Annotated in this window: 5 protein-coding genes and 1 tRNA gene; 5 read left to right on the plus strand and 1 reads right to left on the minus strand. The window is 68.5% G+C overall.

What is annotated here, in order from left to right; all coding sequences use genetic code 11:
- The first annotated feature begins 146 nt into the window (after positions 1–146).
- The 4 genes from PLE19_01020 to PLE19_01035 all read left to right on the plus strand — a co-directional run bounded on the left by PLE19_01020 (position 147) and on the right by PLE19_01035 (position 8,320).
- A complete protein-coding gene (locus PLE19_01020; protein HPD13499.1) occupies positions 147–1,541 on the plus strand; it encodes a PQQ-binding-like beta-propeller repeat protein in 1,395 nt (464 codons plus the stop codon).
- Between the two features lie 3 nt (positions 1,542–1,544).
- On the plus strand, positions 1,545–4,082 hold the full coding sequence (locus tag PLE19_01025) for a hypothetical protein (protein ID HPD13500.1): 2,538 nt from the start codon (positions 1,545–1,547) through the stop codon (positions 4,080–4,082).
- Between the two features lie 482 nt (positions 4,083–4,564).
- A tRNA-Leu gene (locus PLE19_01030) sits at positions 4,565–4,650 on the plus strand.
- Between the two features lie 154 nt (positions 4,651–4,804).
- Positions 4,805–8,320, plus strand: a complete 3,516-nt coding sequence (locus PLE19_01035; GenBank protein HPD13501.1) for a DUF4838 domain-containing protein — start codon at positions 4,805–4,807, stop codon at positions 8,318–8,320.
- A 49-nt stretch (positions 8,321–8,369) separates the two neighbouring features.
- Here the strand turns inward: PLE19_01035 and PLE19_01040 are convergent, their stop codons facing one another.
- The gene (locus PLE19_01040; GenBank protein HPD13502.1) at positions 8,370–9,662 is read right to left on the minus strand and encodes a cellulase family glycosylhydrolase; all 1,293 of its coding nucleotides are present in this window, start codon (positions 9,660–9,662) and stop codon (positions 8,370–8,372) included.
- A gap of 305 nt (positions 9,663–9,967) precedes the next feature.
- On the opposite strand from PLE19_01040, the gene PLE19_01045 reads away from it, so the two are divergent.
- A complete protein-coding gene (locus PLE19_01045; protein ID HPD13503.1) occupies positions 9,968–13,243 on the plus strand; it encodes a hypothetical protein in 3,276 nt (1,091 codons plus the stop codon).
- Positions 13,244–13,292 lie beyond the last annotated feature (49 nt).

A 13,292-nucleotide genomic window follows, 5' to 3' on the forward strand; every position in this document is an offset into this window, starting at 1 on the left:
GAGACAATCACCCTGCCTGCAATTCCGGCCCGCACCCGTGCAAGCCGCTTGACTCGCCTCGAGGCGGGGCATATCTTCTCCCTGGGGAGCATGCTGGGTGGACCGCTGCGTGACATGCTGGGGGCCCGTGATCCCGGAGATACGAGATGAAAGAGGCTGCGTGTACGCCCCGCGAAGCGGCGGCCAGCATGGCCGCCTTCGCCGCAGGGATTGTGGCCGTTGTGGCGGCAGCTTGCCAGGGAGCGGATTGGCCGCAGCTCCAACACGACGCCGCGCGCAGCGGCTACACCAGCGACGGCCCAAAGCCGCCCTTCCAGCACGCCTGGAACTACGACTTCGCGGCCAAAGAGCACGACAAGATTCACCCGGTCGTGCAGGCCATCATCTACAACGGACGCGTGTTCGTCCCGTCCAAGACTGGGCGCGTCTACGCTATTGACGCCACGACTGGCGAAAGGGCGTGGAAATGGGAGAAGGCCGGGCCGATCCTCAACTCGGTCGGATGCGCCGATGGCCTGGTCATCTTCGGCAGCCTGGACGGCAAGGTCTACGGGCTCAAGGCGGCGGATGGCTCCAAGGCCTGGGACTTCTATGGCGGCATCCGCGGCTTCTGCACCGCTCCCTGCATCGCCGAGGACAAGGTCTTCATCGGCGCGCGCGACGGCACGTTCTGCTGCCTGGACGTGAAGACGGGCAGGCGGCTTTGGGCGACCGACACGGGCGGCTACGTGTGGCACACGGCCGCCTGTGCCGACGGCCGCGTGTTCGTCGCCAACGAGGAGATCAGAGTTCTGTGCCTTGACGCCCGCGACGGCAAGATCCTCTGGAAGTCGAAGCGCCTCTGGGGCTTCACCTTCCGCGACGGCAACGCCTTTGTGGATCAGGGCAAGGTCGTCGTCCGCACCTGGAGCGCGATTGACGACACGGACCTCCGGATCGCGAAGGCGAGCATCCAGGAGGCCACCGACGCGGGGCATTATCTCAGGATACCCGACGAGCTTCAGGACAAGGCGCTGGAGGCCCTCCGCCGCGAGCCCGAGCTGAGGCAGGAGCTCTTCGTCCTGGACGCAAAGACGGGCGAGGAACTCTACATGCCCGTCCACAGCGGGCGGGTTTCCACCGTGGACGGGCCGGCATTCTCCGTCTGCCGCGACGGGGCGGGCAACTGGTATCTGCCGATTTTCGCCGGCCCGATTGCCGCCCCCTGGGGCAGCACGATGGCCTTCGCACGCATGGACCCGAAGACTGGGCGCCTCTCCGAGTTGCTCTGGACGCCGAAGTGCAAGCCCGCGAGCAACGACGAGGCCCACGCGCTCTCCGTCGGCGGCGATATCCTCTACGTCTCCGAGCAGGAGGAGGGCGAGGCGGGCATCTTCTGCGCCTTCGACCTCACCAGGCCTTTGAAGCTTGACATCCCGACCCCACAGATGGGCTCGGACATGGAGTACAACGCCCAGCCTCTTGCCAATCCCATCGCCATCGCGGGGAAGCGCTTCTATCGCATCACCAACCATACCCTTCGCTGCTGGGTGGGGGATTGAGAAATGGCCGCGAGACGCACGCTCCCGCTCCTCCTGGCCTCGCTTCTCTCGAGTCCTGCCGCGCTCCCCGCGGGAGAGGATGAGTATGTGGGGCTGCACTTCACGAAGCAGCCCGACGGCAGCGTGATCGCCGGCGGTCTCGGCTGGCGAGCGGCGACCGAGAAGGACGGCATCCGCCTCGGCCGCCGCGCACACATCTGCTTTGAGGAGGGCGGCTACGGGCTGGAGGGCTGGTGCACCTACGCCGGTTCGGATTGGGCCGACATCGGCCTCGTGCGGCCCGGCCCTGCGGCGCTCACGCCCGAGGACTCCGAGTCCTCCTGGGCCACCGTGCAGAGCTCGTTTGCCTACCAGGAGGGTGGCAAGGCTCAGACTTTCAGAGTATACGTCACGCGTCTCTCGCCTGCCGTGGTCTTCGAGCTGACGGGGAAAGAGCTGCGGCTCTTCGAGGGCGCGAAGGTCTCCAAGTTCGCCCGTGGCGATGCGAGCTGGGTGCCGCCTGAGCAGCGCCTGTCCGTCCCGCCGCCGGTGCCGAAGCACTTCGCCACCGAGGGCGCGGCGACATCCCGCGAGGAGATCGGCAACCTGGCGGTCAAGAGCTGGCTCCTGGCGTGGTACGGGGTTGACTCGCGGATTCGCGCGGAGGCCGACATCGGCCATCGCACCATCGCCGTGGACTGCCCCGTGCTTCTCGTCTTCAGCGCGCCGCCGGCCACGCTCGCCGCCGGGCCGGACGGCCTGGCCGTCGCGTTCGCAAGCGAGGGGGTTAAACGTGTCGCAGTCCTGCCGCTTCTCGGCGAGCGCTTGCCGAAGGCCGTCCCTGGCGAGAAGCCGAAACCCTATCCGGCTCATGTCGGTGCCTTCCGGGCGAATCACGAGTTCCAATTCGCCGATCTCCCGCCAACCGAGACATGGAAAGATGGGCTACCCAAGGAGGTCGCCGCGCAGTGCGCCTGGTGGGCCGAGCACCTGAGGGAAGTGCCGGTTAGTGTGACTGAGACACACGCCTACCACGCCGCCGCCGACACGCTCACCGTAACGGGCAAGGTGGAGTTCCTGCGGCTCGCCGATGGCGGCAAGCGCTTCGCCCCGCTCCCGCCAATGCTTGCGGTGGCAGCAAGGAAGAAGTTCTCGCCGCTAAGCCTCCGGGGAGAACCCAGCAGCTCCGGCTTCATGACCAAGTGGGGGCCGTACGTGGGAATGGAAGGTGGCGACGGCTACGCCTACTCTGTGAAGGGACTAGGCCGTTACGCCTTTGAGGTTCGCTCGACCGGAGAAGGCAAGGAGCCCGAAGAAGTGCGCCGGGCCTTCGACCGCGAGGTCGCCAAGGTCATCGAGGCCGGCATCATGGCCCCCTGGTTCCCCATCCTGGCGGTCGGCGGCTTCGGCGGACGCGCCAGCCGCGCCCACAACGAGGGCCATCGCCTCCTCTGGGGCATCCCTGGCGAGAACCTGTACTTCATCGGCCAATGCCTCGACCTCGCCACCCCCGAGCACCGCGCCAAGCTCACAGAGCTGGCCCGAGCCTGGGAAGCCAAGTACCCCTCCGAGAAGGTCGCCCACATGCCCGCCACTGCCGACGCCCAGCGCGAGCACTACCTGCCCACCATCCACAAGGTCCGCCCGTGGCCGCAGCGGGAGTTGAACTTCCACTTGCTCAACAACGTCCTCCCCTGCGAAGCCGAGTACTATCTGGCCGACTACTGCCGCTACGCGGGCGAGAAGCCCGCCGCCCTTCCGCGCATCCTGGAGCCCTACCTCGCCCGCTCGGACTGGGCGTCCCTCGGCCTCCTGCGTGGGGCCAAGACCCTGTTCAAGAACGACAAGGGCCGCGACACCTTCGACCGCGACTACGGCAAGGGCGGCGTGGACGACGCCAACCGCCTCTTCGCCGGCCTGGTCGGACGGGTTCGCCTGGCGCGTATGCTCGGCAACCAGGCCGAAGTGGAACGCGCAATGTACCATCTCGCCCGCACAGCCATCCTGCGCTTCGCCATCGAGCAGTGGAAATACATCCTCCACGAGGACAAGTTCCTCGCCCTGCGCCCCGCCGACGCGCCGCCCCGCAGCTTCTTCGGCACCGGCCTCCACACTTTCGGGCGCAAGACCCCCGACGACGACCCGCTCGTCGTCGCCGAGATGGACGAGTTCCTCCTCACCATGCGCGAGTGCTACGTCCACGTCCACTGGCACCCCCACCGGCTCATCGCCTACCTCCACATGGTCCCGGAACTTGGCCGCTTCCTTCAAGACCACCTCAAGGCCGAAGTCGGCCACTACGTCCGCATCCTCGAGGAGAGCAACCCCGAGTGGTACACGCCCTACGCCGACTGCACGCTGTCGTTCGAAACCTACAGCCTTCATCCGGCCGACTCCTACCAGGCCTTCCTCGCGCGGGCCTGGGTGACAGGCGACCCGCCTGAGCGGCTCTGGCGCTACGCCGACCTCCCCTGGATTGGCCGCGGCGACTGGTTCTACATCCACAAGCTCGCGGAGACGATCAGGGCATACAGAGGCGAGCGATGGGAGGCGTTGAAATGAGGCTCCTCAGGGTCTGGCGATCCTGACGCGGCCGCTGCCGGGGAGGGTCGGAAGGGGGCTCCGGCACCCGCGAGGGCCATCGCATAACCCTCTATGTCCCATCGCCTTACGCTCCTCATGCAGCCCCCATGGCATGCCGGCTCATCCCGCAGATGAGCGAGCATGGCCGGAGCCGCGAGAATCGCCCATTCTCGCCCATCTGCCCATGCTGTATCACTTTCCTCCTCACAGGGTTGATACAGCATGGACACGCTGCTCCCGCCCAGGCACTCGGGTGCGCCCTCCCAAGGAACTGCCAGGGCCGCGGCCCCCTCAACGGTTCAGGCGCCCGATGGCCAAGGTGCAGCGGGCCGCACAGCGGCAGACCGAGCGCGTGCAACGGGGCGTTTGACAACGGCGGCGCGGAACTGGTATCCTGCAAGGCACCTGGGGCGGCTTGCCCCGACGCAGCAGGAACCGGCCACGAAGGAACCGCAAGCCAGGCCGGAGTGGCGGAATGGCAGACGCGCTGGATTCAAAATCCAGTGGCCGCAAGGTCGTGAGGGTTCGACTCCCTCCTCCGGCACCAACGACGCAGCACGCGGCAGGGCAAGGAGCCATGTCATCCTGCCCTGGCCCTCTCCCATCTCACCTCTGGTGTCTCGCTCCACAGCCCGCTTTGCCATGATCCGTCTCCAGGCAATGCCGTGCGACCCGGAACGACCCCAGCAGGAGGAGCGCCGATGAGACCGGCCGTGCGGCTATCGCTGGTTCCGCGGGTTTTGGGCGCGACGGCCATCCTGGTTCTCGCGCTGGCGGCCTCTGCGATGCGGGCACAGGCTGACCTCGTGCTTGCAGACAAGGGGGGCACCGAGGCCGTCATCGTCCACAACGGCTTCGAGAGGCAGGCGAAGGACCTCCAGGCGTACCTCCTGAAGATCACGGGGGTGGAGCTCCCCTTCGGCGCGGAGGCCCCAGGGCGGCCCGCCATTGTGCTCCAAGTGGTCGAGAGGGTGCCCGGGGCGAGCGACCGCGCCACGGCGAAACAGGCATACCGAATTCACACGGAGGGCCACCGGTTGCTCCTCACCGCCGCGACCGAGCTGGGCCTCACCTATGCCGTCTGGGGCTTCCTCGAGGACCATCTCGGCTGCCGCTTCTACAGCTACTCGGCCATGCCGTTCAACAGATACCTCGGGCCGAAGTTCGAGCTCGTCCCCCAGCGGCCCCGCCTGCGGCTGGGCCAGATAGACGAGGTGCAGGAGCCGGCCTTCCAGCTCCGCGGCTTCGTCTACTACCTGAGCCTCGGCGACTGGCTCTTCAAGAACCGCGGCGGCGGCCTGCCCATCGCACCCCACGGCGGAGCCGTGTGCGGCACCCACAACTTCTACCACTTCGCCGACCCGAAGACCTACTTCGAGAAGCACCCCGAGTGGTATCCGCTCCGCGGCGGCAAGCGCCAGCACGACTGGGCCATGGGCCTCTGCGGCACCAATGAGGAACTGGCCAGAGAGCTGGCGAAGAACCTGATGGAGAAGCAGATGGCGAAGTGGAAGGACCCCGCGTTGCCCATCCCCCTCGCCCAGGGCGACGGCTACACGGGCTGCCAGTGCCCCGCCTGCCGCGAACTGGTGGAGAGGGAGGGCACCGAGGCCGCACCGCTGCTCCTGCTCCTCAACCGCATCCTGGATATCACGACCAGGACCTATCCCGACCTCCAGATCGTCACCTTCTCGTACTTCGAAACCCTCATCCCGCCGAAGACGATGAAGCCGCATCCGAACCTGTGGTTCAACGTCGTCTCCAGCTCCCTCTCGCAGAACCACGCCGGCGACCAGGTCGGGCCGATTCGCGGCAACCCCGCCAACCGCGATTACCTGCGGGCCATCGAGGGCTGGCCCAGGCTCGCCCCAGGCCGCGTGACCCTCTGGGACTGGGCGCTCACCAGCAACCCCCTCGTCGAGTGGCCCAACCTCTTCTTCCTGCCCGACAACGTCCGCCTCTGGCACGAGAGCGGCGTCACGGGCGCCGCCCTCCAGGTCTGCTGGGGCACAAGCAACTGGAACTGGCTGCGTAACTGGCTCTTCCTCAAGCTCGCCTGGAACCCCAGGGCCGATGCTGAGAAGCTCATCCGCCAGTTCCTCGACGACTACTATGGCCGCCGCGCGGCAGGGCACCTTTGGGAGTACCTGCGGCTCACCAGGCAGGCGTACGAGGACGCCTGCCACAGCTACGTCCCCAGCGGCGTCCGCTGGACCTATTGGCCCCAGAACCTGCGGGCGAAGATGTACCCGCCAGACGTGTTGGAGAAGATGGATGCCCTGATGGCCCGGGCCATGCGCGCCGCGGCGCGCGAGCGCGACCCCCTCTATGCCCAGCACGTGGCCGAAGCGCGGGCGACGAGTGTGGACCTGCTCGTGCTCGACGAGGCGCGCTGCGCCGCGCCGTTCCAGCCCGTGAGCTGCCGCGAGGACGGCCAGCGCTGGCTCGTGCCCGGCGGCCGGGCCGACCTGCCGGCCCGCATCCGCCGCATCGCCGACATCTACGCCCTGGGCGACAACAGCGAGCACGGCCCCGAGCGCGAGACCTCCTGGTTCGTCGCCTCCCAGGGCGGCCTCATCGCCTCGTTGCGAAACGCCCACTACGCCGTGGACGTCGTGCCGAACCTCCGCGGCCAGATCACCAGCATCGTCCACCTGCCCACGGGCAAGGAGATCCTGGCCGCCGACGGCGCCGAGTTCGGCTACCGGGACCTGTTCGACCGCATCAGCTCGCAGCTCTGGAGCCTGGCGGGGGAGGGGAGGCGGCCTGAAGGCCGTACTGCGAGCGTGGAGACGGACCTCCTCCTCTCGCCGCCCTACTGGGGATTCACCAAGGCGAATCGCATGCCCCGCTCCGTCGCCTTCACGCCCGACGGCGCGGGCGTCGTTGTGTCCCGCCGTTATGAGCAGGACAAGGGCGGCGGCCTGCCGGACAAGACGCGCTTCACCACCCGCTGGATGCTCCAGTTGCCCGAGCCCGCGAGGGCGCGGGTGGCCGTCCGCGGCGGCGGCATCGAGCGAATGCTCGACCTGCGCCACGTCCGGCCCGGCGGCGTCCGCGGCGAGAGAGTCGGCGAGCGCCTGCCGGGCGCCGACTTCATGGACCAGCGCTTCGATGACGTGACGGCCGTCTCCGACGCGCAGGTCGTCTCGCTGCCCATCGCTGATCCCGAGGGCGAGGTCGCCGTGCGCCTCGACCGCGGCGACGGCCTCCTCGTCACCCTCACCCTTCCCGCGGCGGGCTGGGAGCGGATGGACCTCCAGCCCGTGGCCGAGAAGCGCCGCCTCACCGTCACCCTCGTCGGCACGCCGGCCGCGACGGACAAGGAGGCCAGAGCCATTGAGCTGCCGACGCAGACGCTACGGGTCAGCAATGCCCCCGTTCGCAGTGCGGGCTTCAGCCCCTCTCCGAGCGAAGAGAAGATACGGCCTGAAGGCCGCACTACAAGCGCCATCCGGGTTGTCGGCGACGGGCGGGCGGTGAACGAGCGCGATGGCGCCGAACTGGTCTGGGTGCCTGCGGGCGAGTTCCTGCGCGGCAGCCCGAAGGGCGAGGGCAGCGCCGACGAGCGGCCGCAGCGGAAGGTCTGCCTCGACGGCTTCTGGGTCTACAGGTTCCCCGTCACGCTCAAGCAGTACCGGGCATTCTGCGAGAAGGCCGGCCGCGAGATGCCGCCCCTGGCCTGGGGCCAGAGCCTGCGCGTGGATGAGAAGGCCGACGAGGGGAGCTACCCGATGCTCGTGAACTGGCACGACGCCGATGCCTACGCGAGGTGGGCGGGGGGCGCCCTGCCCACCGAGGCCCAGTGGGAGAAGGCCGCCCGGGGCACCGACGGCCGCCTCTACCCCTGGGGCAACGCCTGGGACCCCGAGCGCGCCGTGGGCATGGAACGTACCCACTACCGCCACAAGGCCGGCATGTTCCCCGTCGGCAGCTCGCCTGCGGGCGCCAGCCCCTACGGGGCCGAGGACATGGCCGGCAACGTATGGGAGTGGGTGGCCGACTGGTATGGGTATCGCTACTACGAGCGCGCTCCGCGCAACAACCCGCTCGGCCCCGAGGCCGGCTCGCACAAGGTGCTTCGCGGCGGCGACAGCATGTGGGACGAGCGCCTGGCCCGCTGCGCCGCCCGCATGGCCATGCCCCCCCACGTCCGCGACTGGGTGAAGACGGGCTTCCGCGTCGCGCTGCCCGGCGGCGCGGCTCGCGGGCGCTGAACCACGCCCGGGGCGCTCTGCCTGCGAACCGGCCGCGCGGGGCCCGCGTCTACCGCTTGGGTCCCCGCTCCGCAAGGAACGCCCGAAGATAGGCTTGGCGGAACTTCTCCATCGCCTCGCCGCTCGCGACGCAATCGTCCCACGGCAGGTCGGGCCTCACGGGCGGCTCATAGGCGGGGGGCTGGGCGCGGTGCCGCGCCGCCAGCTCGCGGAAGACGCGGCCCCAGGCCTTCTCCCTGCCGTCCACCGTGAACAACCCCGTCAGCCGGCTCACGTCCCTCGCTTCGGGGTGGTCGTACAGGCCCCAGTTGAGCCAGCCGCAGGCGATGGGCGCGGTGACCTCGACCACGCGCCGGCACCACTGCGCTTGCTGCTCCTCGGTGGCAGGCTTGCCTCCGGCGTCGAGCGGCCCGCCGCCGTACCAGCCGAACTCCGCGATGACGAGCGGCAGCCCGGGCCTTGCCGCCTCGCGCGCCATGGCCTCCAGCACCGCCAGGTTGGCGGCTTCGGCCTCCGGGCTCTCGTACCTGTAGGCCCCGCTCGCCAGCGGGTAGAAGTGCAGGGACATGAAGTCCAGGTGCTTCGCGATGGCGGCCGGCCGGAAACCCGCATATTGGTCCAGGCCGATCTTCTGCGCCGGAACCGACCATTGGATCAGGCCCACTGTCACCAGCGCATCGGGGTCGGCGGCACGAATCGCCTGGGCCTGGCGCGCGACCCACTTTTCGGCCGCGCTCTCGCGGAACCGCTGGTAGTCGCCCGCGTGAGCCGCGGGCGGCTGCGCCTTCGGGTCGGGCACGGGGACTGGCTCCTGGCCGTGCTGCTTCCGCCAGGCGTCCCACTGGGTGCGCAGGTGAGGCGTGTCCCAGGCCACGGACGGCTCGTTGCGGAGGTCATAGGCCCAGAGGGTGGTCCGCCCCCGATAGCGCGTGGCGAACAACCGCCAGTAGTCGTCGAGGGCCTGGAGGCAGGCCTCGTGGGCATCGAGGCTGAAGAAGTTCATCCCCTTGGCCCACGGCGGCATGCCCTCCCAATGGTCGGGCCCCGTGGGATGGACGTACAGCCCCGCCTCGTCGGCCAGGTCGAGCAGCTTGTCGAACTTCGCCAGCCCCTCGGGGTCGAGCCTGTCGGGCTCCTTGAAGAACGAGCCGAAGGATGCGAAGACCCGCACCACGTTGGCGCCGAGCTTCCGCAGCAGGGCGAAGTCTCTGCGGGTGGCCTCCGCATCGAACTGCTTCCACAACTGCGGCGCCCAGCCTGTCCCCGGCCGGTAGTAGCTCACCCCGAAGGGCACGAAGGGCCGGCCGGCGGCGTCCACGAAGCCGCGGCGGGCAGTGTCCACTCGCACCTTCGGCAGACGCGTCCCCGGCGGAACGGCGGCGTCTGGCTCCCCTGGTGCGGCCAGGAGGACAAGGGGTACCATTGCGGTGAGCAACACGGTTCGCGCCTCGCTGTGTTCGAGATGGGTTGTCCGCCCGCGCACACGCGGCCCCTTCAGACATGCCTTGGCGCCACCCGCGAGTCAAGTGCCCCGTGCTGGCGCTCTCGGGGGCCGAGGGCGGGGTTCTTGACACGGCATTGGGGGTGTGCATGATGGCAGCCGGCGGCTGAACGAGAGAGCGGTCCCTTGCGCAAGGAGTGAACCCGATGGGGCGAACCCTGGTGTGTGGCCTGGCTTTCCTGCTGTGCGCGGCGGCCCAGGCCGGCAGCCTGGCGGATACGCCGACGCAGTACCTGATCCGCAAGCCGCCGAAGCCCGTGGTGATTGACGGCAGGCTGGACGAGTGGGACCTGGCGGCCTCGCCCTACGTCATCAGCCCGACGAGCAAGGACCCGCTCTCCAGCATCCACGCCAACGAGCCGACGAATCCGCCGAAGGGCGATGCCGACATCAGCGGCCGGGCCGCTCTCGCCTGGGACGAGCAGTGTCTCTACGTGGCCGGCCAGATGGTGGACGACCATCTCGTGGGCATCAAGCCCGACAGCGCCGGCAACCAGGGGCCGCCCGGCTGGGGCTGCGACAGCCTGATGCTGCTCGTCCACTCCTTCCGCCAGCCGATGAAGACCAACTCGCCCTACAGCAAGACCCCCTTCCTCGGTCTCCGCTACGCGCCCACCGGCCCGAATCCGCGCGGGAGGCTGCTGCCCGACGCCGCGGCCCTCGACAAGCGCGACGCCTATTGGGTGCTCACCGAGAACTCGAAGTGGGCCTGCACCGAGACGCCCCAGGGCTACAACGTCGAGGCGGCCATCCCGTGGAAGGACCTCGCCTTCGCGCCGCGGCCCGGCGAGAGGCTCTTCATGGCATTCCTCGCCGCCGACATTGATCCCGATGAGGCCCTCAACCAGGTCGGCTGGGGCTTCCACGGCGAGCCGAAGGACTGCCCGATCTTCCGCCTCGTGGAGCAGGACGACGCCCTCGGCCTCCTCACCCTCTCGATGGACGATGTGCCCTCCAACAAGGGGCTGGCCGTTCGCGCCGAGCTGGACGCCCTGAAGGACGGTGTTCGCATCGAGGCCATCGTCGTGCGGAACGCCCAGGACAAGGTGGTGCAGGAGGCGAAGGCACCCCTGGATGTGCCGAAGGGCAAGACCGGCCAGGCACTCGTCGAGCTTTCGCCCATCGCCGAACCGGGCGGCTATCTTGCAGAGCTGGTGGCGCGGACGCCGCGGGGCGGGGTCGTCGCCGCGAGGGAGCCGTTCTGTGTCGTCGCGCCCGAGAGCGTTAACCTCCCGCAGGTTTCGAAACCTGCGGGAGGTTTCCCGGGCGAAATTCATCACATGCCGCCCGACCGCATCGCGCACAACGCCTGGAGCGCCCACCGCACCGGCTTCTACAAGCACGGCTACGTCAAGGGCAAGGAGGACTACGTGCCCTGGCTCCGCAAGTACGTCGAGCCCGGCCTCAAAGGGCGGGCGCAGCAGTACGCCAAAGGCGGCAACCCCTGGGCCTACCGCGAAGCCTTCCAGTGCCTGGCCATGCACCGTCTCACTGCCGACCCCGAATATGCCGCCCTCGCCCGCGACGTGATGGACGCCATGCTCAAGATCGAGGAAGAGAAGGGGATGGGCTGGTTCCAGTTCACCAGCACCGCCATGTACCGCTACCTCACGTGGCTGAAGGACCCGAAGAGCCCCTTCGCCCCGCCCGACGCCGAGAAGCGCTATCGGGCGATTCTGCTCAAGGTCGCCGCACAGCCCGAACCGCACCTTTTCAACGAATCGGGCACCCACAATCGCGTGTGGCACCGCTATTCGATTCAGAAGGCCGCCCGCCAGGTGGCCGAGGCCGACGGCAAGCCGATTGACCCGCGCATCATCGAATACACCAACTACCACGACAAGCTGATCGGCGCGGTGGGCGACGACGACGACAACTCGGCGGGCTATCACTGGGTCTTCTTCGATGCCGCCGCCGCGCTCTACTTCCACACGGGCGACTGGGGGGCGTTTGCCCAGCACAAGGGCTTCCGCCGCACCCTCGCCCGCTACGTTGAAATGGTCGCCCCCAGCGGCGCCTGCGTCCCCTTCGGCTCCGGCTCCGGCTGGCCCGAGGTCGGCCACTCGATGTGGGCCTACGAGTGGATGTCCAACATCACCCGCGACGGCCGCTTCCGCTGGACCAGCCACCGCATCGCCGAGTACTTCTATAATCACATGGATTACCGCGCGAACCAGTACCACCTGCCGTTTGACAACGCCCGCGACAACTTCGTCCTCGCCTACCTCTTCGCCGACGATGCGGTGCAGCCGGCCCCGCCCTCGGGCCAGAGCCGCATCACCTGGCGCCACCCGATGGCCAGGGTGCCGCTCGAGGAGTTGAAGGCCCGGCCCGGCCTGTGGCACCTGCGGATGGACGGCTCGCAGTGGGTGCCCGACAAGCTGGTGCTCGCCAGCGGCGCCCAGGCGCAGGACCTCTGGGGCCTCGTGGAGCTGTTGCCCCACGGCGGCCACTGCGGCGAGCTGCCAGGCAACCTCACCAACCTGATGATCCACGACGGCGCGCTCCTCGCCGGCAACGGCTACTACGAGCTGACGCCCGACTTCAATAACATTCTGTGGGTGGAAGACCTGGACGGCCTGGCCGCCGACCCGCGGCCCATGACCACCGAGGTGCCGGTCTTCGTGGAAGACCCCGCCTTCACCTTCGCCCGCATCAGGACCACCGCCTACCAGCACCTGCCGCTCACCTACACCCGCGACATCCTGTTCGTCAAGAACGGCTTCATCGTGGTGAAGGACCGCGTGGAGTTCGGGGCGACGATGAAGGTGCGGCTCGGCCCCTGCTACCAGACCCGCAGCCTCGGCCCCGAGTGCGGCGAGAACTGGTTCAACGCCTGGTTCGACCAGCTCTACTACACCGGCCTCGGCCTCGGACGCGGCGTCCAGGCCATCCGCAATCCCTCTTGGGACCTCCTGGTCTACTTCACGCCGCGTGCCGACCGCACGCACACGGTGCAGGACAAGACGATGGAGAACGTGTGGCGGAACGCCCCCGTGCAGTTGCGGCAGGTGTGGTCGGGCATGGCCAGGGCGGGGCAGACGCTCACGTTCACCAGCATCCTCCTGCCGCACGTCCCCTCCATGACCCCGAGCGAGTTCCTCAAGGACCAGAAGCGCATCGAAGTAGCGCACGATGATGACGACCTGACCGTGCTCAAGGCCACAAGCGAGATGGACCCGATGAACAAGCTCCGCAGTGACACGTGGGTGATGCTCAACACCACGGGCAAGCCCGCCTCCGCCGGCCCGCTGGCGAGCGATGGCATGCTCGCCGTCATCGGCCACGACCACATTGGGCAGATTCAGTCCCGCGTCGTCGTTGGCGGCAAGTCGCTCACCTATCGCGGCGCCGACGAATCGCCCAAGGCCCGCACGCACGAGGCCAAGCCCGCCCAACTTCCCCAGGAACTCCTCGAGTGAGCGCATTTGTAGTGCGGGCTTCAGCCCGTATCTTGCTTCTCGCTTCCAC

It is taken from the genome of Planctomycetota bacterium (assembly GCA_035384565.1).
Taxonomy (GTDB): Bacteria; Planctomycetota; PUPC01; order DSUN01; family DSUN01; genus DAOOIT01.